The organism is Patiriisocius marinistellae, from assembly GCF_009014635.1.
GTDB classification, from domain to species: Bacteria; Bacteroidota; Bacteroidia; order Flavobacteriales; family Flavobacteriaceae; genus Patiriisocius; species Patiriisocius marinistellae.
On sequence record NZ_BKCF01000001.1, the window covers coordinates 467,970 to 492,242 of the forward strand.

At 34.1% G+C, this 24,273-nt stretch carries 28 protein-coding genes and 1 tRNA gene; 16 read left to right on the forward strand and 13 right to left on the reverse strand.

What is annotated here, in order from left to right:
* Positions 1-18: 18 nt before the first annotated feature.
* Both GB234_RS02040 and GB234_RS02045 read right to left on the reverse strand, forming a co-directional pair.
* The gene (locus tag GB234_RS02040) at positions 19-372 is read right to left on the reverse strand and encodes a DoxX family protein (protein ID WP_151892840.1); all 354 of its coding nucleotides are present in this window, start codon (positions 370-372) and stop codon (positions 19-21) included.
* Positions 373-382: 10 nt separating this feature from the next.
* Positions 383-1,186 carry a DUF8457 domain-containing protein gene (locus GB234_RS02045; RefSeq protein ID WP_151892841.1) on the reverse strand — a complete coding sequence of 268 codons (804 nt, stop codon included), beginning with the start codon at positions 1,184-1,186 and terminating at the stop codon, positions 383-385.
* Positions 1,187-1,310: 124 nt separating this feature from the next.
* On the opposite strand from GB234_RS02045, the gene GB234_RS02050 reads away from it, so the two are divergent.
* The 13 genes from GB234_RS02050 (at position 1,311) to GB234_RS02110 (ending at position 14,022) form a co-directional block, all read left to right on the forward strand.
* Entirely contained in the window at positions 1,311-1,964 is a 654-nt protein-coding gene (locus GB234_RS02050; RefSeq protein WP_151892842.1) for a thymidine kinase, read from the forward strand.
* A gap of 32 nt (positions 1,965-1,996) precedes the next feature.
* Positions 1,997-3,106: an alanine racemase gene (alr, locus tag GB234_RS02055; RefSeq protein WP_151892844.1), complete on the forward strand. Its 1,110-nt coding sequence runs from the start codon at positions 1,997-1,999 to the stop codon at positions 3,104-3,106.
* An 82-nt stretch (positions 3,107-3,188) separates the two neighbouring features.
* Entirely contained in the window at positions 3,189-3,590 is a 402-nt protein-coding gene (mscL, locus tag GB234_RS02060; RefSeq protein WP_151892845.1) for a large conductance mechanosensitive channel protein MscL, read from the forward strand.
* Between the two features lie 158 nt (positions 3,591-3,748).
* Positions 3,749-4,738, forward strand: a complete 990-nt coding sequence (locus GB234_RS02065) for an aspartate-semialdehyde dehydrogenase (protein ID WP_151892847.1) — start codon at positions 3,749-3,751, stop codon at positions 4,736-4,738.
* 65 nt (positions 4,739-4,803) lie between these two features.
* Entirely contained in the window at positions 4,804-5,202 is a 399-nt protein-coding gene (locus GB234_RS02070; protein WP_151892849.1) for a DoxX family protein, read from the forward strand.
* A gap of 92 nt (positions 5,203-5,294) precedes the next feature.
* Positions 5,295-6,413: a hypothetical protein gene (locus GB234_RS02075; protein ID WP_151892850.1), complete on the forward strand. Its 1,119-nt coding sequence runs from the start codon at positions 5,295-5,297 to the stop codon at positions 6,411-6,413.
* Between the two features lie 103 nt (positions 6,414-6,516).
* Positions 6,517-7,629 (forward strand): hypothetical protein, encoded by a 1,113-nt coding sequence (locus tag GB234_RS02080; protein WP_151892852.1) that lies wholly within the window; start codon positions 6,517-6,519, stop codon positions 7,627-7,629.
* A 25-nt stretch (positions 7,630-7,654) separates the two neighbouring features.
* Positions 7,655-9,262 carry an FG-GAP-like repeat-containing protein gene (locus tag GB234_RS02085; RefSeq protein ID WP_151892854.1) on the forward strand — a complete coding sequence of 536 codons (1,608 nt, stop codon included), beginning with the start codon at positions 7,655-7,657 and terminating at the stop codon, positions 9,260-9,262.
* A 98-nt stretch (positions 9,263-9,360) separates the two neighbouring features.
* A complete protein-coding gene (locus GB234_RS02090) occupies positions 9,361-9,735 on the forward strand; it encodes a DoxX family membrane protein (protein WP_151892856.1) in 375 nt (124 codons plus the stop codon).
* A gap of 98 nt (positions 9,736-9,833) precedes the next feature.
* Entirely contained in the window at positions 9,834-11,999 is a 2,166-nt protein-coding gene (locus GB234_RS02095; protein WP_151892858.1) for a prolyl oligopeptidase family serine peptidase, read from the forward strand.
* A 65-nt stretch (positions 12,000-12,064) separates the two neighbouring features.
* A complete protein-coding gene (locus GB234_RS02100; RefSeq protein ID WP_151892859.1) occupies positions 12,065-13,015 on the forward strand; it encodes an ABC transporter ATP-binding protein in 951 nt (316 codons plus the stop codon).
* Positions 13,015-13,434: a hypothetical protein gene (locus GB234_RS02105; RefSeq protein WP_151892861.1), complete on the forward strand. Its 420-nt coding sequence runs from the start codon at positions 13,015-13,017 to the stop codon at positions 13,432-13,434. Before GB234_RS02100 ends, GB234_RS02105 begins: the two co-directional genes overlap by 1 nt.
* 57 nt (positions 13,435-13,491) lie before the next feature.
* On the forward strand, positions 13,492-14,022 hold the full coding sequence (locus GB234_RS02110) for a DUF421 domain-containing protein (protein ID WP_151892862.1): 531 nt from the start codon (positions 13,492-13,494) through the stop codon (positions 14,020-14,022).
* On the opposite strand, the gene GB234_RS02115 is transcribed toward GB234_RS02110, so the two are convergent.
* From GB234_RS02115 to pdxA, 8 genes are all read right to left on the reverse strand, one after another.
* The gene (locus GB234_RS02115) at positions 14,015-14,473 is read right to left on the reverse strand and encodes a 3-oxoacyl-ACP synthase (protein WP_151892864.1); all 459 of its coding nucleotides are present in this window, start codon (positions 14,471-14,473) and stop codon (positions 14,015-14,017) included. The two genes, GB234_RS02110 and GB234_RS02115, sit on opposite strands and share 8 nt — an antisense overlap.
* 30 nt (positions 14,474-14,503) lie before the next feature.
* A complete protein-coding gene (locus GB234_RS02120) occupies positions 14,504-15,637 on the reverse strand; it encodes an NAD(P)/FAD-dependent oxidoreductase (RefSeq protein WP_151892865.1) in 1,134 nt (377 codons plus the stop codon).
* 242 nt (positions 15,638-15,879) lie between these two features.
* Complete coding sequence (gene accC / locus GB234_RS02125; protein ID WP_151892866.1) at positions 15,880-17,235, reverse strand: acetyl-CoA carboxylase biotin carboxylase subunit; 1,356 nt, start codon at positions 17,233-17,235, stop codon at positions 15,880-15,882.
* 80 nt (positions 17,236-17,315) lie between these two features.
* On the reverse strand, positions 17,316-17,792 hold the full coding sequence (gene accB / locus GB234_RS02130) for an acetyl-CoA carboxylase biotin carboxyl carrier protein (protein ID WP_151892867.1): 477 nt from the start codon (positions 17,790-17,792) through the stop codon (positions 17,316-17,318).
* 32 nt (positions 17,793-17,824) lie between these two features.
* A complete protein-coding gene (locus tag GB234_RS02135) occupies positions 17,825-18,829 on the reverse strand; it encodes a beta-ketoacyl-ACP synthase III (protein WP_151892868.1) in 1,005 nt (334 codons plus the stop codon).
* 176 nt (positions 18,830-19,005) lie between these two features.
* The gene (rpmF, locus tag GB234_RS02140) at positions 19,006-19,203 is read right to left on the reverse strand and encodes a 50S ribosomal protein L32 (RefSeq protein WP_151892869.1); all 198 of its coding nucleotides are present in this window, start codon (positions 19,201-19,203) and stop codon (positions 19,006-19,008) included.
* A 9-nt stretch (positions 19,204-19,212) separates the two neighbouring features.
* On the reverse strand, positions 19,213-19,755 hold the full coding sequence (locus GB234_RS02145) for a YceD family protein (RefSeq protein ID WP_151892870.1): 543 nt from the start codon (positions 19,753-19,755) through the stop codon (positions 19,213-19,215).
* 81 nt (positions 19,756-19,836) lie between these two features.
* Complete coding sequence (gene pdxA, locus GB234_RS02150) at positions 19,837-20,898, reverse strand: 4-hydroxythreonine-4-phosphate dehydrogenase PdxA (protein WP_151892871.1); 1,062 nt, start codon at positions 20,896-20,898, stop codon at positions 19,837-19,839.
* 58 nt (positions 20,899-20,956) lie between these two features.
* On the opposite strand from pdxA, the gene GB234_RS02155 reads away from it, so the two are divergent.
* Positions 20,957-21,547: a riboflavin synthase gene (locus GB234_RS02155; protein ID WP_151892872.1), complete on the forward strand. Its 591-nt coding sequence runs from the start codon at positions 20,957-20,959 to the stop codon at positions 21,545-21,547.
* Here GB234_RS02155 and GB234_RS02160 read toward each other — a convergent pair.
* The 3 genes from GB234_RS02160 to mce form a co-directional block, all read right to left on the reverse strand.
* Entirely contained in the window at positions 21,528-21,758 is a 231-nt protein-coding gene (locus GB234_RS02160; protein ID WP_151892873.1) for an Fjoh_0651 family PID-CTERM protein, read from the reverse strand. The two genes, GB234_RS02155 and GB234_RS02160, sit on opposite strands and share 20 nt — an antisense overlap.
* 251 nt (positions 21,759-22,009) lie before the next feature.
* Positions 22,010-22,083: transfer RNA gene (locus GB234_RS02165), tRNA-Ile, on the reverse strand.
* Between the two features lie 34 nt (positions 22,084-22,117).
* Entirely contained in the window at positions 22,118-22,540 is a 423-nt protein-coding gene (gene mce, locus GB234_RS02170) for a methylmalonyl-CoA epimerase (protein ID WP_151892874.1), read from the reverse strand.
* A 126-nt stretch (positions 22,541-22,666) separates the two neighbouring features.
* On the opposite strand from mce, the gene rbfA reads away from it, so the two are divergent.
* Both rbfA and GB234_RS02180 read left to right on the forward strand, forming a co-directional pair.
* Positions 22,667-23,062 (forward strand): 30S ribosome-binding factor RbfA, encoded by a 396-nt coding sequence (rbfA, locus tag GB234_RS02175; RefSeq protein WP_172966830.1) that lies wholly within the window; start codon positions 22,667-22,669, stop codon positions 23,060-23,062.
* Between the two features lies 1 nt (position 23,063).
* On the forward strand, positions 23,064-24,269 hold the full coding sequence (locus GB234_RS02180) for an ABC transporter permease (RefSeq protein WP_151892876.1): 1,206 nt from the start codon (positions 23,064-23,066) through the stop codon (positions 24,267-24,269).
* Positions 24,270-24,273 lie beyond the last annotated feature (4 nt).

Genomic DNA, 24,273 nt, shown 5'->3' on the forward strand with positions numbered 1-24,273 from the left:
ACTTTTTAAACCTAAAACTTAATGTCTCACCTCTTTTCCGAAGAAATAAGAAAGCAATACTAAAATCATCACTATTAATGTTTGAGTGACATCGTCTCCAGCTTGTTGATGTGCGAAAAACGCTAAAACAACATCAAAGAAAAATCCTGCGTATGCCCATTCGGTAATCCATTTGCTACCGCGCCACAGCACCATTATAACACCTAAAACTTTTGCAATCGCAAGAGGGATAACAATATAGGTAGGGTAATTAAAACTCTCAAAAAAGCCCTCTATCATTTCTGTATTTACAAAATACATTCCCGCTGAGAACAGGAACATCGCGCACATAAGTGCGGTTGAAACCCAATAAACTATTCTTTGTGTTTTCATAAACAGTTATTTAATTAAACCGCTTCTCCACAATCCCCAAAAATCGCTCCTCGTATTCCTCTTTGTGTGGCCAACCTTTATAGTCAGGCTTAACTTGGTTTTTTATAAAACTGGTTGCTTCTTCCTGTGATTGAAATGTATTTATTTGTGACAACACGCGCTGATAGTCATCCGCATTGCCTTCAAATAGGTGCTTGATAAATGCAATTCTATCGTTTAGCCCAATGTTTAATCCTTTATTTAAAGATTGATTTAGTGACTTTGGAGCGCTTGGATCTTCATTTAAAACTGTAGTTTTTTTAGGAACATCAGCCTCTTTAGTAGATTCTCTTTTTTCTAAGTTTTCTGAAGCTACTGGAGTACTTTCGGCTTTTTTATCGTTAGTCTTACGTTCAAAAGTGGGCATTTCTTGGTAATTTGAGGCAAACTCTTCAAGGTCGTTCTTTATATATTTTTTCTTCGGAAGTATTTCCTCTAGTAGCTCATCAACATTTTGTGATTCTGAGGGCATTTGAGCAACAAGATCTTTAATTTTCTCCATTAAAGGCTCAACAAGATCTTCATTGTGCTCAGATTTAGGTAATTGTTCTGGTTCTTTAAACCAATTTTCCTCCCTAAAACTTTTTGAATCCATCGCACTTTGCGTCGTAATATTTGAACCACCGCCAAGTTGGGATTCTAAATATGCAAGAACGGTAAGTTTTTCATGCAGTAGTGTTACTGCCTTTTTAACCTTTAAAGTATCAAAACTACCATTTGTTGCAAGCAACTTGTTAGCTATTTCTTTAATTTCTACAGCCAGTGTGTCTTTCATTTTTCCTATCAATTTTAAGTGTATTTCATAACTTTTTTACAATATGCTATACGCTCCATTTTGTTTTTATAAATTTACGGAATCGTAACGAAACACGAAAAATTAATCCCTTTTACTACACCCCATGTTTTTAGAAAATACTGTAAACCAAAAAGAACAATTCGGTTGGATCGAGGTTATCTGTGGTTCTATGTTTTCTGGAAAGACTGAAGAATTGTTACGCCGTTTAAAACGAGCAAAATTTGCACGTCAAAAAGTAGAAATCTTCAAACCCGCGGTTGATACACGCTATGATGAAGAGGAGGTTGTGTCTCACGATAAAAATAAAATTAGATCTACACCAGTTCCAGCGGCGGCAAACATCCCTATTTTAGCAGATGGTTGTGATGTTGTGGGTATTGATGAAGCTCAGTTTTTTGATGATGAGATTGTAAAAGTTTGCAATGATTTAGCAAACAGGGGTATAAGAGTTATTGTTGCAGGTCTTGATATGGACTTTAAAGGAAACCCCTTTGGCCCTATGCCTGCATTAATGGCGACTGCAGAATATGTTACTAAAGTCCACGCAGTTTGTCCACGTACGGGTAATTTAGCAAACTACAGTTTTAGAAAATCCACAAGTGACGATTTAGTTCTTTTAGGTGAAACAGAAGAGTACGAACCATTGAGCAGGGCAGCATTTTATAAAGCAATGTTACGTGAAAAAGTGCGTAAAATGGATGTAAAAGATGCAACGCCAATTGATGCAAAACCGTCAGTGAAAAATAGTGATAAGTAACAATCAAAACGATTTTACGCTCTACTTAAATCATGCAAAAAACCACCGAAACTACCTTAGAAATTAACCTTAGTGCACTTGAGCACAATTACAACTATATACGCTCAAAAGTAAAGCCAAGCACAAAAATACTGGCGGTTGTAAAAGCATTTGGCTATGGTAGCGATGCAGTTGAGGTGGCAAAAGAACTCGTTGATTTAGGCGCAGAGTATTTTGCAGTAGCATACTCTGGAGAAGGAGAGCAATTGCGAGACAAAGGTATTGAAATCCCAATTTTAGTACTGCACCCTCTGCCAACTAACTTTAAAGTTATCATTCACCGTTGTTTAGAGCCCAGTATTTATTCAATTAAAATGTTAAGGGAGTTTGTGGCTTTCGCCGAAACAGAACAACAACAAAACTATCCTATTCATTTAAAATTTAATACGGGTTTAAATAGGTTAGGCTTTATTGCTTCTGAAATTCCTGAAATTCTAGAAATTCTTCAGAATTCAGAAAGCATTAAGGTACGTTCAATTTTTTCACATTTGGCAGCCAGTGAAGATCAAGCAGAACGCGAGTTTACTTTAAAACAATTAAAATCATTTTCAGAAATTTCCGAAGAACTTCTTAAAAGCCTAAATTATAAACCATTGCTTCATACCTTAAATACCTCTGGAATATTGAATTTTCCAGAATCGCAATATGATATGGTTAGATGTGGAATAGGGCTGTACGGTTATGGGAATTCTGTTTCCGAAAATAAGCACCTGCAACCCGTTGTTACTTTAAAAACGGTGATATCTCAAATACATTATTTAGCCCCTGGCGACACATTGGGCTACAACCGAGCGTTTACTGTTAAAGAACCAACAAAAACAGCAACGTTACCCATTGGTCATGCAGATGGTATTTCAAGAGCCTATGGAAACGGTGTGGGTTGGGTAACAATCAATGGTCAAAAGGCACCTATACAAGGTAATGTTTGTATGGATATGATTATGGTAGCTATAACAAATATTGACTGTAATGAAGGTGATGAGGTAGTTGTTTTTGGAAACACAACTACTGCAGAAAACCTTTCAAATGCTATTAATTCCATTCCTTACGAGTTATTAACGGCCATCTCTCAAAGGATAAAAAGAGTTGTTTATCGAAAATAGGAATGATATCCTTAATGTTTTGTTAAGGACTTTATATTTTATTTTATCTTGCTTCATGTATTAACCTTAAAAACAACGTACAATGTTAAAAGAATTTAAAGCATTTATAATGACAGGTAATGTCATTGATTTAGCAGTAGCAGTATTATTAGCAGGTGCCATGGGCCTTGTTGTAAGTGGATTTGTAAGTGATATTATGATGCCTATCGTGGGTCATTTTTCAGGTGGAATTGATTTTGCTGAAATGAAAGTAGTACTTGATCCAGCAGTTGTCGCTGCAGATGGAACTGTAACTACTCCAGAAAATGCAATTATGTATGGAAAGTGGATTAATGCGATAATCAATTTGGTAATAGTAGGATTTGTATTGTTTATGATTGTAAAAGCCTATAATAAAACAAAAACACCACCAGCACCAGCTGCTCCAGCAGGACCTAGTGACAATGATCTTCTTAAAGAAATAAGAGACGCATTGAAAAAATAATTTTTAAGCAATGTTTTGACAATAGCCTCAAAACGCACCGCTACACTAAAATTAATTAAAACCACTCTTCGTTTTCGATAGAGTGGTTCTTTTTTTAGCTTAAGAGGGATTATCTTTGTTTTGAAAAAGTGTAGTTTTAAATCCCCAAACCAAAAAGCATGAAAATAGCCGTAGTAGGAGCCACCGGAATGGTAGGTACTGTAATATTAAAAGTATTAGAAGAGCGCAACTTTCCAGTGACAGAAATACTTCCCGTTGCTTCAGCACGTTCTGTTGGGCGTGAATTAATTTTTAAAGGTAAACTTCATAAAGTTATAGGTTTGCAGGAGGCAGTTGAGGCTAAAGCAGATATTGCAATATTTTCGGCAGGAGGAGAAACGTCGCGAGAATGGGCACCTAAGTTTGCAGCAGCAGGAACTACTGTTATTGATAACTCTTCTGCATGGAGAATGGATCAAGATAAAAAATTAATTGTTCCAGAAATTAATGCACACCTTTTAACAAAAGAAGATAAAATTATAGCAAACCCTAATTGTTCTACCATACAGTTAGTAATGGCACTAGCCCCATTGCATAAAAAATATAAAATGCGACGCGTACTAGTGTCAACATATCAATCCGTATCTGGGACTGGAGTGCATGCAGTTAAACAACTAGAAAATGAAACACAGGGATTGAAAGGCGCAATGGCATATCCATACCCTATTCATCGTAATGCAATACCCCACTGTGATGTTTTTGAGTCTAATGGATACACTAAAGAAGAAATGAAACTTGCTCGTGAGCCTCAAAAAATATTAGATGATAGAACATTTTCAATTTCGGCAACTGCTGTGAGAATACCTACCTCTGGAGGACATAGTGAATCTGTTAATGTTGAGTTTCATAATGACTTTGACTTAAAAGATATACGTAATATTTTAAGCGATACTCAAGGTATTAAAGTTCAAGATAACCCAGCAACAAATACGTACCCAATGCCTATTTATGCACACGGGAAAGATGATGTTTTTGTAGGGCGAATACGTCGTGATGAAACACAAGAGAACACATTGAACATGTGGATTGTGAGCGATAATTTAAGAAAAGGAGCCGCAACAAATGCTGTTCAAATTGCCGAACACCTTGTAGTCAATAGATTAGTTTAGAAGTTAATTTGTAAGTGTTTTGTGGTATATTCGTCTAGTATGAAATAACCTTATAAAACTAATTTATGAAAATTTTCCACACAATATTATATGTAGGTCTTGGCCTTATGTTGCTTACTTTTGGACTGAATAAGTTTTTTTGGTTCATGCCAGATTTTGATTTTACGGGATATCCAGAAGCAGAATACCTTTTTAATTCCTTACGTTTTTCAAATCATGAGCCTAGTGGAAAAGGATATTTGATGAATATGGTGGGAGGTACTGAGGTTTTCATTGGGCTTCTTTTAATTTTAAGAAAATGGGTGCCACTTGCACTCGTTATACTAGTTCCTATTTCTATCAATATTGTGGCTTTTCATTTGTTTGTTAACTTACCTAATATAGGTCCAGCACTTTTAGTTGCAGTTGTAAATGGATATTTAATATATAAAAACTGGAATTCTTATAAAGGAATGTTTGCCTAAAAAAGCTTTATTTTACAACATATCAATAGTTTAACATGTTGTATGCTTTTTTTTCTTTGTAAATTAGCAATCCCCATCTTTGGGTTGTTATTATGAAAAAAGCTACGACATTTGTTTTATTGAGCTTTCTCATCATTATTGTTTTTTTCAGCTGTGGAGAAGATGATGAGTATATTTCTATTGTTGACCCATTACCAGTTTCAGAAGTACATGTAGATTTACAAAATGTTCCATACCCTAAACTTTCTGATTATAACTTTTTTGAGGGGAGTATTTCAGAACTCAATGCTCGTTTTGATGTAATCCCATATCAACCCATAAGTAGTTTATTTTCTGACTACGCTCATAAAAAAAGATTTTTATGGATGCCTCATGGGGTTAAGGCTAGTTACGTTTCCGACGGAAAAGCCCTTAATTTTCCTACCAACGCAGTGTTGATTAAAAGCTTTTATTACAATAATGTGCAGCCTAGTGGGGATACTAAAATTATGGAGACTCGCTTAATGATAAAAAAAGATGAAGGCTGGGTTTTTGCTGAGTACATATGGAATGATGAACAAACAGATGCTTTTTTAGATGTTAACGGAGATGGAGATAATATTCCTATTGAATGGATTGAAGGAGGGGTTTCGCGGAGTTTGTTTTACCATATTCCAGCACAGAGCGAATGTTTTACTTGCCATAAAGATGAAAACGCCACATTTGCTATTTCACCCATTGGTTTAAAACCGCAAAGTTTAAATTCAGATTTTATTTATGAAAATGGTACTGTTAACCAACTTCAAAAATTGATTGATGTAGGGTATCTTGAAGATAACTTACCTTCAATTGTTTCTTCGGTTATTGATTATAATGACACATCAAAACCTTTAGATCTTAGGGCTCGTTCTTATTTTGATATTAATTGCGCGAGTTGTCATAGTGATGGAGGGCACTGTAACTATAGAAGATTTCGGTTTGCTTTTAATTTGACAGAAAATGATGATGGCAACCTAGGGATTTGTGTAGTTCCAGATGATTTAAATGTTCCTAATTATCAAAATTCAAAATTAGTTGACCCGGGAAATCCAGAAAATTCTATGCTTTTATTTAGAATTTCAACAAATCAAGAACAATATAGAATGCCGCTGTTAGGACGTCGTATTGTTCATGAAGAAGGAGTTTTACTAATTGATGAATGGATAACATCGTTAAATCAAATATGTAATTAATAACTCAATTATTTAACACAAAAGAGACAAATTTCATAATAATCTTATCTTGTTATTAAAATATAAGTTAATGATTGTAATTTGAACACGCTTAATACTATATATGAAAAACACATTACTTTTTTTAAAAATTGCATTTAGTCTAGCAATCTTTAGCTTTGTCTCTTGTGGAGATGATGAGGGTGAAATGACAGCTGTTATTGAAGATCCACCTCCAGTTTCTACTGTTGTGCTTGACCCTAATCAACCTCCATCTCAAAAACTCTCAGATTATAAATTTTTCAAAGGTGAGTTAAAAAATCAAGAACCGGCATACAGCGTAATTCCTTATGAGCCTATAAGTGCATTATTTTCAGACTATGCATTAAAAAAAAGATTTGTATGGATGCCTAATGGTCAAAAAGCTACCTATATAAACGCTTCGGAAATTTTAAATTTCCCCATAGGTACAGCGTTGATTAAAAACTTTTACTATAATAACGTACAACCTAATAATACTACCTTTATTCTAGAAACAAGAGTGATGATTAAGAAGGAAGAAGGTTGGATTTTTGCAGAATATATTTGGAATGATGAACAAACCGAAGCTTTTTTAAATCAAACTGGCGATGGTGTATTTAAGGAAATTACATGGATTCAAAATGGAACCCCAATAACATTAAATTATAATATGCCTGCGGAGAGTCAATGTTTTACGTGTCATAAACTTGATAACAACAAAGTGCTTTTAGGATTAGAGCCTAAAAGTTTAAATTTTGACTATACATATGAAGATGGAACACAAAACCAATTACAAAAATTAATTGATTTTGGTTATTTAGAAGACAACCTGCCAGGAACAATTGAAACAATGGTTGATTGGGAAGATACATCTCAACCATTAGAAATACGAGTACGGTCTTATATAGACATGAATTGCGCAAGCTGCCATATTGAAGGAGGCCAAGCAGGTTATAGAGGTATTCGTTTAGCATATGGAGACACTACAAATCCAGAAAATTTTGGTATTTGTGAAGATCCAGACACGCCAATTCCTGTTTTATTTGACAAAAAAATTATTGAGCCAGGAAACGCAGAAGAATCGATCTTATATTATAGAATGTCTGTTTCACAAGAGCAATATAGAATGCCCCAACAAGGGCGTCAAATTGCTCATGAACAAGCTTTAAGAATGATTGCTGAATGGATAAACTCCCTCCCAGGAACATGTGATTAATTACAACTAATTTAAAACTAACCCTATGAAAACAAAACTATTACTAATAGCCTTAACATTGAGTTGTAACCTATCAATGGGGCAACAAGTGTCTTTTACAATTCAAACAATCAATACACAAAACGATGGAGATGATCGAGGATTAGTTGATATGAATGGGGATTTTCTAGATGATATAGTTTCTATTGGAAGACAGAACATACAGATTTTTTATCAGCAGACAGATGGAGCCTTAAGCGAGATAAATATTCCTACAACATTTGCAGATTATCCTGCTTCTTGGAGTATGGCAGCAGGAGATTTTGACGGTAATGGTTACAATGACCTTCTTTATGGAGGAGGTAGTGGTGTAACATTTATGAAAGCAAATAATACAGGTACAGGTTATACTGAAATAAGTGGATCTGAATTTGTTTTTTCTCAACGCTCAAATTTTATTGATATTAATAATGATGGTAACCTAGATGCATTTGTATGTCATGATGTTGAGCCTAATGTGTTTTATATTAATGACGGTAGTGGCAACTTACTTTACAATCAAGGGAGCTTAGGAGATTATCCAACAGGAGGAAATTATGGTTCAGTTTGGGTTGATTTTGATAATGATCGGGATATGGATTTATTTATTGCAAAATGTGGAGGTGAAGCACCGAGAAGAGATAATGAAATGCACATTAATAATGGAGATGGTACTTTTACAGAAGTTGCAGCAGTAATGAATCTAGAAGATGATATGCAAACGTGGTCATCTGCTTGGGCAGATTATGATAATGATGGAGATTTAGATATCTGGATTGGGGCAAGCACAACAGCAGATGGTTTTCATAGATTGATGCGAAATAATGGCGACGGTACATTCACAGATGTTATTGAAGATTCTGGTCTTACATTATTTACAGACACAGATATTGAAAATGCAACTCATGATTTTAATAATGACGGCTTCGCAGATATTATTACAGCGGGAAAAATATTATATGGTAATGGAGACCTTACATTTAATATAATACCCGGAGCACCGTTTGGTTCAGCATTTGGAGATGTTAATAATGACGGATTTATTGATGCGTTTGGGGCTGGAACACTTCTAATTAATAATGCAAATAGCAATAACTGGTTAAAAATTAATACTATTGGAACTCAAAGCAATTTAAACGGAATAGGTGCACGCATCGAAATTTCCTCTGCCTTGGGAAATCAAATGAGAGATATAAGAAGCGGGGAAGGTTTCAGATATATGAGTTCATTAAACGCACATTTCGGTCTTGCTCAAGACACCACGATTGATACTGTTACTGTTTACTGGCCTTCTGGAGTTATTGATGTATTAAATGATGTTGATGTAAATCAAACGCTTACAATTATAGAAGGGGCTACTTTAGGACTAGATGATAATACTGTTAAAAACCTCATTCTATACCCTAACCCAGCAGTAGATGTGCTAAACCTTAGTGATATAAGTCAATTTGAAAGTCCATTTTATTCAATTTTTGATATGTCTGGAAAACGAGTAATGAATGGAAGCTTAGACAATCAAAGATTAAATATTTCGCAATTAGCAGAAGGAGTATACATCCTTAGAGTTGCAGATAGACATACTAGAAAAGCTCAAAAATTTTCTAAGAAAAGATAATTCTTTTCAAATTAGTTTAAAGCATCATATTCATAATGAGTATGATGCTTTATTTTTTTGCTATCTTTAGTTGATAATAATACTAAACCTAATCAACTATGAATTCAACTTTTACTACAATTCTAAGAACAATCTTAGGTCTTGCTCTCCTCGTCTTTGGGGCAAACAAACTGTATCCATTCATTCCTATTTTTGACATGGCACCAGCAGCAGCAAATTTTATGGATTCATTACAAAGTACAGGTTATGTGCTTTATGTGGTTGCATTACTTGAAATAATAATTGGGTTTATGCTAGTCTTTAAAAAGTTTGTACCGTTTGCATTAATATTGTTAGCACCAATAGCTTTAAATATTTTATTGTTTCATATTTTCCTTGATGTTTCGGGTATATTAGTTGCAGTAATTATTGTTGCAATAAATGGCATTTTAATTTATAAATATTGGAAGACATACAGACCTTTGTTTCAGTAACATTTCAGAAGAAAATTTTAAAGTCCTTTTACGCGTTATTCCTTATTTGTGAGAGCGTTGTAAAAGGACTATTTTTATGTCCTTAAACAACCATAATTATGAAAAAATTAGCTATAGTTTTCATTGCAATTATTGCTTTTACAGCATGCAAGGAGGAACCCGTAAAAAATAGAACAATCAAAGTGAAATACCCTACTACAAAAAAAGTTGATACGGTTACAAATTATTTTGGAACAGAAATAAAAGACCCATACCGTTGGCTCGAGGATGACATGAGCGAAGAAACTAAAGAATGGGTAAAGGCAGAAAACAAATCAACTTATGGTTATTTAGACAACATTCCTTTTAGAGAGGAATTAAAAGAACGATTAACAAAATTATGGAATTATGAAAAAGTAGGCTCACCCTTTGAAGAAGGAGACTACACATATTTCTATAAAAATAATGGCCTTCAAAATCAGTATGTAATCTATCGTTATAAAAATGACGAAGATGTAAGCAAAGCCGAAATTTTCCTTGATCCCAATACATTTAAAGAAGATGGAACCATTTCGTTAGGGGGACTAAGTTTTAGCGATAACGGAAAAATGGCAGCATATAGCATTAGCGAAGGTGGGAGCGATTGGCGAAAAGTATTAATAATGAATGCCGAAACAAAAGAAATTGTTGAGGATACATTAATTGATATAAAATTTAGTGGCATTTCTTGGAAAGGTAATGAAGGATTCTTTTATTCAAGTTATGATAAACCAAAGGGAAGCGAGCTTTCAGCAAAGACAGACCAACATAAATTATTTTACCATACACTAGGAACCGCTCAAAAAAATGACGACTTAATCTATGGCGGAACTCCAGAACAAAAGCATAGATATGTAGGGGGTAGAACTACAGAAGACAACCGTTTTTTAGTAGTAACCGCTAGTGTTTCTACTTCAGGAAATAAGCTTTTTATTAAAGATTTGACAAAGCCAAACAGCAAATTTGTAACTATTCTAGACCACACAGATAGTGATAGCTATATTATGGACAGTAAAGGCTCACAATTGTTTTTAGTGACAAACCTTAATGCACCTAATAAAAAAGTGGTAACTGTTGATGCATCAAACCCAACACCAAATAATTGGAAAGATATAATCCCAGAAACTGAAAACGTTTTAAACGCTGGAAGTGGAGGAGGTGCAATTTTTGCTAATTATATGGTAGATGCTGTGAGCAAAGTGATGCAATATGATTTTGACGGATCATTAGTTAGAGAAATAACGTTACCAGGCGTAGGTTCTGCGGGTGGTTTTGGAGCTAAAAAAGATGATAAAGAATTATACTATTCTTTTACAAATTATGTAACACCAGGGAGCATTTATCAATATAATATTGCAAGTGGTAAAAGCACACTGTATGTAAAACCAGATATTGATTTCAACCCAGAAGCATACGAAAGTCAACAAGTTTTTTATACCTCAAAAGATGGGACAAAAGTGCCTATGATTATAACCCATAAAAAGGGATTAAAATTAGATGGTAAGAACCCAACAATCCTTTATGGATATGGAGGATTTAATGTAAGCCTTACACCTAGCTTTAGTATAACAAATGCAGTATGGATGGAACAAGGAGGTATTTACGCCGTAGCAAATTTACGTGGCGGTGGTGAATATGGTAAAAAATGGCATGATGCAGGAACTAAGCAAAAAAAGCAAAATGTATTTGATGATTTTATTGCAGCTGCCGAATTTTTAATCGCAGAAAAATACACATCAAGCGATTATCTTGCAATACGGGGAGGTTCAAATGGAGGACTTCTTGTAGGAGCAACCATGACGCAACGACCAGATTTAATGAAAGTAGCTTTACCAGCGGTAGGCGTACTTGATATGCTAAGATACCATACTTTTACAGCAGGTGCAGGGTGGGCTTATGATTATGGCACAGCAGATGATAATAAAGAAATGTTTGAATATTTAAAAGGATATTCCCCAGTTCACAACGTTAAAGCAGGAACAAAATACCCAGCAACATTAGTAACCACAGGAGATCACGATGATCGAGTAGTGCCAGCACATAGTTTTAAATTTGCTGCTGAGTTACAAGAAAAACAAGCCGGTGAAAATCCTGTGTTAATTAGAATTGAAACAGATGCAGGGCATGGTGCAGGAACTCCAGTGAGCAAAACTATAGAACAATATGCAGACATCTATGGGTTCACTTTCTATAATATGGGCTACGATGTATTGCCAAAAAAGATAAGCGACGGAGTTAAAGAGTAGAACTTAAAAATTAAATACAATAAAATGTCCTCTCAATTTGTAGAGGACATTTTTTATAAATAAATATGCTAAAAGTCAATATTGATTCTTTCAAATATCAAGCTACTCCTAACAAAGTAATTTTAGAAGACATTTCGTTTTCAATAAATAAAGGCGAACATCTTGTGCTTCTTGGTGAAAGTGGCTGTGGTAAATCAACACTACTGCACCTTATTTATGGATTAGAGTCTTTAAAGAATTCAGAAATTTCATGGAGTGGAAAAACATTATTGGGACCCTCATTTTCTTTAATTCCTGGCGAGCCATTTATGAAACTAGTCTCACAGCAATTTGATTTGATGCCGTTTATTTCTGTGGCCGAAAATATTGCATCTCACCTTAATAGAAGAGACAAAGAAAGCGATAACAAACGCGTTGATGAATTGCTTAACGTTGTTGATTTAAGTGACTTTAAAGCTACAAAAGCTAAACACCTAAGTGGAGGTCAAAAACAGCGTGTAGCTATTGCAAAGGCACTCGCAAAAGCACCGGAGGTATTGTTATTAGATGAGCCATTTAGCAATATTGATAATTTTCTTAAAAATAAATTACGCCGTAATCTATTCGCATATTTAAAAGAAAAAAACATTACGTGTATTACTGCTACACACGATAGTGAAGAAGCGCTTTCATTTGCAGACACCGTTCTTGTTTTAAAAGACGGAAAGAAAGAGTGCTTCGGAAATCCAACAGAAATTTATAATTCGTTATCAAACAAATATGTTGCTGGGTTCTTTGGAGATGTTTCGGAAATTGAAGGAACATTTTTTAAAAATACCACATCTAAAACCGAAGTATTATTACCACATCAACTTAAAATTTCAGAAGAGAAAACAGCAATTGAAGTTGAAATAATAAACACTGAATTTAAAGGAAGTTATTATTTAATAATTTCAAAATTTAATAAAAAGGTCATTTATTTCCAACATTTTAAATCGCTTAAAACGGGTATTAAAGTTTATTTAAAAAAGGTGTAATGGAACTCTCCCTAGTCAGAATTTTATTTGATTTTGGATTAGTTGTGCTTATTTGGATAGTACAATTAATTATCTATCCCAGCTTATTGTATTTTTCAAAGAAAGAGCTTATTCAATGGCATAAAAAATATACGCAAGGCATATTTATAATTGTATCCCCTATGATGATTGGGCAATTAGCAATTGCTGCAGTGCAATTATTTCAAGAAATTACATTGTTTTCAGTAATGTATGCTAGTATTGTTTTTGCCCTTTGGGTAATCACTTTTGTTTGTTTCGTAAAACTTCACGGTAAAATTACAGACGGTGTTTTTGAGAAAAATATATTACATCAATTAACAAACCGTAATTGGTTTCGTACAATTTTATGGACAGCTCTTTTTATATTTTCATTGGTAAATTTCACAATACTCCGTTAAACGGTTTTTTCAAATATTTAATATTTCTTAATTTAGGGTTGAACAAAATTTAAAATTATGAATTGGGATTATTTTACAAAAGACTTTGATTTACCAACCATCTATTCTCTGCTAATTGGTACTACATTAATTTACGTTGCATTAATTATTTATACACGCATTTTTGGACTTAAAAGTTTTAGCAAAATGACGGGGTTCGACTTTATAAACACAATTGCTATAGGTAACATATTTGCCATGAGTATTGGGACTGGAAATCCTAAATTATTAATGGGGGTACTTATAATTGGGCTACTATATTTGATGAATCACTTAATTTCTATAATTCAATTTAAAAGCAATAAAGCTCAAAATTTACTTGATAATTCGCCTATTCTTTTAATGAAAGAAGGAAAAATAATTACTGAAAATCTAGAAAAAACAAAAGTTACTAAAGATGAATTACGAGGTAAATTAAGAGAAGCAAATGTTTTAAAATTAAGCCAAGTGAGAGCTGTTATTTTAGAAACAACGGGAGATGTAAGTGTTCTGCATAGTGAAGACGATACTCAAATTGAAACTTTTTTAATGGAAGATGTTGTTACTTAATACTTGTAACATGATAATCTTTGCCATTAAATGAAAAAGTATCCCCTTTTTTCTTTCCTGAAATAAGTTGCCCTATAGGTGCTTGAAGTGCCACACAAAAGTATTGTGTTTTACTAACTGTAACAGCACCAATTGAAATACTCATAAAAAAAGTAGCGTGGTTAGTATAAACAAGACTCCCCAAACGTGCATAGTCTGAAGTTTTTAAAATATCAATACGAGGCAAAAGTGCTTGTAAATTTTCAATTTCTTTTAATTGTTTACCAGCATTTTCTCTATCAATGTGCAACATTGCCCTCCCAGTTTCATGCTTATCGCCAGCACTACTTTTTGATTCGTCCTCAAGAGACTCAACAATGTCTGCAATTGTTTGTTGTACTTTTTCATACCGTGTTGCCACAACATCTTTGCAAGCAGAAAAAAGAGATTCTTTAAGTTCCTTAACAATCATCTATAGAGGTTTAATGAAGTCAAAATTACATCAAATAGTATCATCTTGTATGGCTAATGCAGCTAATTTTTTCCCAATAGAACTTCCTATTGTAACACCCATCCCTCCTAAACGTACACCACAAAAAACATGTGGAGCCACTTTTTTTAAAACAGGCTGTTTATGATCACCCACACCCATAATACCACTCCATCGATGGTCAATTTCAACCATTTTATTGGGCAATATAGTTTCCCTTAAAATAGTCTCAAGTTTATTTTGTATTAAAGGGGTTAGACCCATATAAGTGGTTTCTTCGGTTTTAAAATCTAGGTTACGTCCACCGCCAAAAAGAATACGATCGTCAATATTTCTAAAATAAAAGTAACCCTCTTCAAAGTGAAAAGTGCCTTTAATTTTTAAATCCTTGATGGGCTTTGTAATCAACACTTGCGCTCGTGCAGGTTGTACATCTTCTTTTAAAAACTGTTTTGCAAACCCATTTGTAGCAATGCATACATGCTGAGGTTTTATTTCTTCGGAAATATTAAGGGTGAGCACTATTTTTTCGTTTTCACTTTTGAGTGAGGTAATTTCTGCATTATTTAAAATTAAAATCCCAGCTTCAGAAACCTTTTTTAGTAACCCTTGCATCATTTTCCCCGTATCTATTTGACCTTCAAATTGATTAAAAATAACTTTTGAGTTTATTTTTTTAAAACCAAAAGGGTTATCTTTAAGAGAAAACACATCGCCTTTAAATATGGGAAATAGTAATTTATTTATATATGCCATCTTTGAAATACATTTTTCAAATAGTGACATTTCGGTTTCCGAAAAAAGTTCATATCCGCCCAGTTGTTGATAATCTAGTGTTGCATCTCCTAAGGTTTCTCTTAATTGTTTGAGCCCATCAACACGTTGTTTTATAAGTTGAATAACTTGAGCTTCAGAATGCGTGTTAAGGTCTGCAAGAATTTCAGAAAGACTTCCAAAACATGCAAAGCCAGCATTTTTTGTGCTAGCGCCACTTGGTAACATTCCCTTTTCAAAAATTACTATTTTAGCGTTTGGTTTTAATTTGCGAAGTTCTAATGCACAATTTAAACCTACGATTCCACTACCAATAACAGCATAGTCAATGTTGTCTAACCATATTTTTCTTTCCCAGTAACTAAGTTCCATGTTTTTAAAATTTCCGAAGTACTTATTTAGGTTTTTCGTTTTTAATCTTTAAAATAAATAGCACCATTATTATAGGAATACTTAAGGCGAAGTAAATTCCAAAAAGTTTTAAAAATATTACAGTTATTTATGCTGTTAAAATAAACAACAGTAATGGTTTAGTATAACCGCTCATATTTCCGAAGATAAAAAAAATCCGAAGTTTTAAAAAGCTTCGGATTTTTGATAATTTATCTTTTAAACTACTCTTCGTCTACTGGCTCATTCATTTGCCAAGTATCCATAAATGCGGTTGTATAATTACCTGCAATATAGTCTGGGTGGTCCATTAATTGTCTATGAAAAGGAATGGTAGTTTTTATACCTTCTATCACAAACTCATCAAGAGCGCGTTTCATTTTACTAATTGCTTCTTCACGTGTTTGCGCCGTTGTAATTAACTTTGCAATCATTGAATCATAATTAGGCGGTATTGAATAACCAGCATATACGTGAGTGTCTAAACGTATGCCGTGACCTCCTGGTGCGTGCAGTACTGTGATTTTTCCTGGAGATGGTCTAAAACCATTATATGGGTCTTCAGCATTAATGCGACACTCGATAGAGTGAAGATTGGGTAAATAGTTTTTTCCAGATATAGGGATTCCTGCTGCTACCATAATTTGCTCACGAATTAAATCAAAATCAATTACTTGCTCAGTAATTGGATGTTCAACTTGAATACGCGTATTCATCTCCATAAAATAGAAGTTGCGATTTTTGTCTACAAGAAACTCTACAGTTCCAGCACCTTCATATTTTATATACTCTGCTGCTTTTACTGCTGCTGTTCCCATCGCTTCACGCAATTCGTCAGTCATGAATGGACTAGGAGTTTCTTCAGTCAATTTCTGGTGACGGCGCTGTACTGAACAGTCACGCTCACTAAGGTGGCATGCTCTTCCTGTACTGTCTCCTACGATTTGGATTTCAATATGGCGTGGCTCTTCAATGAGTTTTTCCATATACATGTCGTCATTTCCAAATGCTGCTTTACTTTCATGTCTAGCAGAATCCCAAGCATCTTCTAGGTCTTCTTCTTTCCATACTGCACGCATCCCTTTTCCACCACCACCAGCGCTAGCTTTAAGCATTACTGGGTAGCCAGTTTCTTTAGCTACTTTTACGCAGGTTTTGAAATCTGGAATTACCCCTTCACTTCCTGGTACACAAGGTACACCAGCTTCAATCATGGTCGTTTTTGCCATGGCTTTGTCACCCATTCTATCAATCATCTCAGGCGACGCCCCGATGAATTTAATGTTATGTTCTTGGCAGATTTTTGAAAATTTTGCATTTTCACTTAAAAAGCCATATCCTGGGTGGATAGCGTCTGCATTTGTAATTTCGGCTGCAGCGATGATATTTGACATTTTCAAGTAACTCTCACTACTTGGAGCTGGTCCTATACAAACAGCTTCATCAGCAAATTTTACATGTAAACTTTCTTCGTCAGCCTTAGAGTAAACAGCTACACTTTTAATGCCCATTTCTCTACAGGTTCTAATTACACGTAATGCAATTTCACCTCTATTGGCAATCAATATTTTTTTAAACATATTTTTCTTTTAATTAAAAAATTCAAATCCCAAATCACACGGAGCGCAATTGAGGTTTTAGAAAATTATGGTTCATTAATTTATGATGGGTCAACCAAAAATAATGGTTGGTCAAATTCAACAGGAGAAGCGTCATCAACTAAGATTTTTACAATCTTACCAGTAACTTCACTTTCAATTTCGTTGAATAATTTCATTGCTTCAATAACACAAAGAACATCTCCTTGGCCTATAGAAGTGCCTACCTCAACAAACATAGGTTTGTCAGGAGAAGGCTTACGGTAAAATGTTCCAATTATTGGAGATTTAATAGTGATGTATTTTGAGTCTTCACTAGCACTTTCGGCTGGTGCAGCCGCTACTGGAGCTGCTGCGGGAGGAGCGGCTTGCTGTGGCATTGCTGCTGCCATTGCAGGCATTTGCTGGATGTAAGTAGTCTCTCCTTTTTCATCTCCAGTCTTAATGGTAATCTTGATATCTTCCATTTCAAGCTTTACTTCGCTAGCACCTGACTTAGCGACAAACTTTATCAAATTTTGAATGTCCTTTAATTCCATATTTTTGGTTTTATATTATCTAATATTGGTCTTTATTTTTTATTAGCATCGTATGCCCATTTCACATAAACCGCACCCCATGTAAAGCCTCCGCCAAAAGATGCAAATACAAGATTGTCACCTTTTTTTAATTGATTTTCATAATCGTGTAAACACAAGGGTAGAGTTGCAGATGTTGTATTACCATACTTATGTATGTTAATCATTACTTTTTCCTCATCTAGGTTCATGCGTCTAGATGTAGCATCAATAATTCTTTTATTTGCTTGGTGTGGTACTAACCATTGAATATCATCTGCAGTAAGATTGTTACGCTCCATTATTTTTGCTGAAACGTCTGCCATATTTGACACCGCGAATTTGAATACCGTTTTCCCATCTTGAAATACAAAATGTTTTTTTTCTGAAACTGTAACAGCAGAAGGGGGGAGTATTGAACCACCAGCATCTATTTTTAAACTTTGACGCCCAATTCCATCTGATTTTAAAATTTCATCCTGAACCCCATAGCCATCTAAGTTGGGTTCAAATAGTACAGCTCCTGCCCCATCACCAAAAATTATACATGTGGTGCGGTCTGTATAGTCAATTATAGATGACATTTTATCTGCACCTATTAAGAGGACTTTTTTATACTTGCCAGACTCTATATAGCGAGCTGCAGTTGACATACCAAAAAGAAAACTAGAACAAGCAGCAACTAAGTCATATGAAAAAGCGTTTACTGCGCCAATTTGTGTAGCGACGTAAACGCCTGTTGCCGCGACCGGCATATCTGGTGTGGCTGTTGCCATAATCACCATATCAATATCTTCTGGGTTTGTATTACTTTTTTCTAAAAGATTTTTAGCTGCTTCAATAGCCATAAAGGAGGTACCTTTATCTTTATCTTTTAGAATGTGACGTTCTTTAATACCTGTACGAGAGGTAATCCATTCATCGTTAGTGTCCACCATGGTTTCCAAAATTTTGTTTGTCAAAACATAATCAGGAACATAGCCTCCTACAGCTGTGATTGCAGCAGTGATTGTACTCATAGAATTTATTTAAATTCAGAAATAAAGAAGCAAAACGCCTCTAAAATCTTGGAAAAGTACTCAATTTTAATGAAAAAAAGTTAACATTTAACCTTTTTTGAGATTTGTAAGAAAATTTGAGAAACAAAAAAACTCTCACAATATTGTGAGAGTTATCTATACATGAAAAATGTATATTATGCTTCTACTTCTTCAACAGCATCAATAACAATCTGTCCACGGTAGTATAATTTACCTTCATGCCAGTGTGCTCTATGATATAAGTGAGACTCTCCTGTTGTAGGATCTGTCGCTACTTGAGGTGCTGTAGCTTTGTAATGTGTTCTTCTTTTATCTCTTCTAGTTTTGGAGATTTTTCTTTTAGGATGTGCCATTACGGATCTTTATTTATCGTTTAATAATTTTTTTAATGAATCCCATCGAGGATCTGTTCCTTCTTGAGATTCTATATCTTCATTTTGAGCTTTTACACTCAATTCTTCTAGTTTATCAAGTATGTCGCTTTTTAACGTGCCATTTTCTATTCCGGGATGAACTCTTCTTGTAGGAAGACTAAGAATAATTGACTCATATATAAACTGTTGAATGTTAACTTCGTAACTCCCATGTGGGATTATCAATAAGTCTTCATTTTCATCGTCAAATTCCTCGCCAAATTTCACTATAAAGTGATAATTTCCTTCGACAGGTTGTTGAAAAGGCTCATTAGTAACATCGCAATGAACACCAACATCCCCTTTGAAATCTAACGTAAATTCTAACAGTGTTGTTTTTTTATTCAATAATACATCTAATTTAATATCTGTATTAATAAACTCGTCATACTCAAAATGCTCAAAGAACTTATTTGTAACTATAAAATCAAAGTGGTGTTCTCCAAGCTTCAACCCTATAAAAGGGATTGTATATTCTTTCAAATCTCTCATTGTCACACCTTGTTGTACTTTTCACCTTACATGTAAAGCGGGTGCAAAGATAAAAAAATAATTGATATGCAAATTATTTTATCAATTCTTTTTTACATACCCTCTTTTCTTAGTTATTTTCATGGGGTTTTGTGATATTTTTTTATACTCTTTACGCTTTTTAAAAATCTCTATTCCATTAAAAATGGCAGCTCTAAAAGAGCTAAAGTCTGCGGTGTTTTTACCAGCAATATCAAAAGCGGTTCCATGATCTGGCGATGTACGCACTTTGTCAAGTCCAGCTGTATAATTAACGCCTGAACCAAAGGCAAGTGTTTTAAATGGAATTAAGCCTTGGTCATGATACGATGCGATAATTACATCAAAATTTTTGTAATTTCCAGAACCAAAAAAGCTATCAGCGGCATAAGGACCAAAAATTGTTTTACCGTTATTACGCAAGTTGTCTAATGTTGGCCTAAGTACTGTATCATCTTCATTACCAATTACACCATTGTCTCCTGTATGTGGATTAATACCTAAAACCGCAATTCTAGGTTTCTCGGTTCCAAAATCTTGAATAAGTGATTTGTGAATTGTATTTATTTTCTTTTCAATAAGTTCTCTAGTAATGGCTGCCGAAACATCTTTGACAGCAACATGATCTGTCAATAACCCTACTCTTAATGTTTCAGAAATCATCAACATTAAACTGTCGCCCTCTAATTCTTGGTTCAAATAATCTGTATGTCCTGGAAACCTAAACGTTTCGCTTTGTATGCAGGATTTATTTATTGGTGCCGTGACTAAGATATCAATCTGGTGTGTTTTTAAAGCATTAACAGCGTTAGTCAATGATTTTATAGCATATTCTCCAGCTTTAAAGTCTTCTTTTCCGAAGTTAATATCAACTTGTTCTTTCCATACATTGAGTACATTTATTTTCTTCGGAATTATTTTATCAAGATTATCGATGCCGTGGAAATTAATATTCATTCCAAAGTGTTTTTTGTAAAATGACATTAACTTAACTGAAGCAAAAATTACAGGTGTGCAAAACTCGAGCATGCGAACATCGTCAAATGTTTTTAGGATGATTTCACTACCAATACCATTTAAATCTCCAATTGAAATTCCTACAATTATTTTATCCTGTTTGCTCATAATGCTCCTAGCCCTTTTATCGTTATTTTTGTAAGACAAATGTAACCAAAATCAACGCATGTTTACAGGAATAATTGAATCCATAGGAAAAATTAAATCTTTGAAAAAGGAAGGTGAAAACTTACATATTGAAGTAAGTAGTGAACTTACACCCGAGCTTAAAATTGATCAAAGTGTAGCGCATAATGGAGTTTGTTTAACAGTGGTTGAAATTCACGAAGAGAGTTATGTAATTACCGCAATTAAAGAAACGCTTGAAAAGTCTAATATTGGTTTTTTGAAAATTGGGGAACCTGTTAATCTTGAGCGTGCGATGAAAATTGGGGATAGGCTGGATGGCCATATTGTTCAAGGTCATGTTGATCAAACAGGGGTTTGTACTTCAATTGAAAATCAAAAAGGGAGTTGGGTATTTACTTTTGAATACGATGCATCTCTTAATAATGTAACTATTGAAAAAGGCTCAGCTACGATTAATGGAGTTAGTTTGACGGTAGTAAATTCAAAAAAGAATGAGTTCAGCGTTGCAATTATTCCTTATACTTATCAACACACTAATTTTAATGCTTTTAAAATAGGTACAGTCATCAATTTAGAATTTGATGTAATTGGCAAATATGTAAAAAGGATTACTGAGGGATATTTGTAGTGCGATATTTTTTATACGCTACGTAAGCACCGTAAATAAGACCTGCAATAAATAGTATAACTATATTAGTATCTAAAGGTAGTTCGGGGAGTGTTGGGCCACGACCAGGAGCTGGTGGGCCTGAACTAGCCGAAGGGCCTTGAGCAAGCATAGGTACGGCTGCTAAGAAACAGAGTACAAAGGTTAATATTGAAACGATTTGGGGTCGCATATCAGGGGGCTAAAGTACTATTTTTTTTAAAGTTAAAAATGAGAACATATAAATTTTCATTTATTTATCAACAATTTTTTGTGCTAAATATCGGCAAGATACAATAAAATTCGACAAAACACTTAAATCTTTTGTTTTTTGCACTCATATTATTATAACGTTAAATCATAATCATAAGTATAATGATGTATGAAGAAAATAATATCAAATAAAAAAAGACTTTAGTGGTTAAACTAAAGTCTTTAAATCTGTGGTCCCACATGGGCTCGAACCATGGACCCCCTGATTATGAGTCAGGTGCTCTAACCAGCTGAGCTATAGGACCGGCATTCTGGGTGCAAATGTAATCGGTTTTAAAATTATTGCAAACTTTTTTCAACGTTATTTATTTCTTGGCACAGTTCTACAAGCACACCATTTGAAGACTTAGGATGTAAAAACGCGACTAACTTATTGTCTGCCCCTTTTTTAGGAGTTTCGTTTAAGACAATAAAACCTTCATTTTTTAATCTTTTTATTTCTGAAATTATATCATCAACAGCAAAAGCAATGTGATGAACACCTTCTCCTTTTTTTGTAATAAACTTTGCAATGGGACTATTTTTGTCAGTAGCTTCAAGAAGTTCAATTTTACTTTCGCCACATTTAAAAAATGAAGTCATAACACCTTCGGTCGGGACACCTTCTGTTTTATAGTACTCGTACCCTAGTAGTTTTGTATAAATTTCGTTAGCTGCTTTTAGGTCTTTTACGGCAATACCAATGTGTTCTATTTTGTTCATGAGTCTAAAATTTCCGAAGCATTTATAAAAACAAAAACGTTAAGAAGCTCCTTAAAAACGTAAAAATATAAAATCGCTAACACTCTGTTAGTACACTAATACCTTTTATTGTAGTACTTTTGCTGTATGATTGAAAGTAATAGACAGAAAAAAATTGCCGGAGTACTCCAAGAGGACTTGGCAAACGTATTGCAAAATAGACTGAGAGAAGCGGGACAGAGCGGTATTTTAATATCAGTTAGCAAGGTAAGTGTGACGACAGATTTGTCAATTGCAAAGGTGTATGTAAGTATTTTTCCTTCTAAAAATGCTTCGGAAATTACTGCAGAATTAAACAAAATTAAACCACAGATAAAACACGAAGTTGCTCAATTAACAAAACATCAATTGCGCCGCATGCCCGAACTTACATTTTACAATGATGACTCTTTAGATTATATTGAGAAGATTGAAGATGCCGTTAAGGGTGAAGAAAACCCTATTTCTAATCCAGATTTATTACCTAAAAGAAGGAAGTCATAATTTGAATTTTTCGCTGTACATCGCTAAGCGGTATCTCTTTTCATTAAGCAGCAACAATGCCATTAACATTATAACTATTATCGCTGCAACTGGAGTTGTGGTAGGTTCTTTAGCACTATTTATTGTGCTATCTGGATTTTCTGGGTTAAAAGATTTTAGTCTTCAATACACAAATATTTTTGATAGTGATCTAAAATTATATCCTGCCAAAGGCAAAACAATTTCTTTTACTCAAGCACAAAGACAACAATTAAATAAAGTCACAGAGGTTGAGGCTTTTTCTGAAATTATCGAAGAAAGAATTTTTATTCAATTTAAAGGAAAAAATGATATAGCTTATATTAAAGGGATTGACACAAATTATGTGAAAGTTAATCCAGTAGATAGTATTATAATTTCTGAAAGATGGCTTACCCCAGACCGTAATGAAGTGGTTGTGGGTTATGGAACTTCTGTAAAACTTTCAATGGGAGCTGGAGATATATACAATCCATTAGAAATTTTTGTTCCCAAACCAGGAACTGGACAGATTAATACATTAGACCCCTCTCAAGATTTTACTACAGAACAGGTGGTTGTTTCGGGTATTTATTTTGTTAACGAAGACCTTAATAGTAAATACGTTTTTAGTGATGTTAATTTTGCAAGACGCTTGCTTAGTCTTGATAGCACTAAAATATCTTCACTAGAAATAAAGTTTGTTGAAAACGCAAATGAAAACTCAGTTCGTGAACAATTAACTGCAATTTTTGGCGACAAGGTTGTTTTAAAAAATCGCATTCAGCAAAATGATGCACTTTATAAAATGCTGAATACAGAGAATGTTGCTGTATATCTTATTTGTACACTTGTAATGATTATTGCCCTGTTTAATGTTATAGGATCTGTCATAATGATGATACTTGACAAACGTAAAAACATTAAAACACTGTTTAATATGGGTGTAACTTTAAAAAACATTCGTAAAATATTCTTTCTACAAGGAGCATTAATGACCGTTTTAGGTGGGCTTTTAGGTATTGTTTTAGGAATTTTAATTGTGTGGTTGCAACTCCAATTTGAATTTATACACATTACCCCAACACTACCGTACCCGGTAAAATTAAAAGCAATCAATATTTTGATTGTCTTTGCAACGATTTCTATTTTAGGATTGCTTGCTGCTAGAATTGCAGCGAGTAGAGTGAGAGAAAAACTATTAAATTAATATT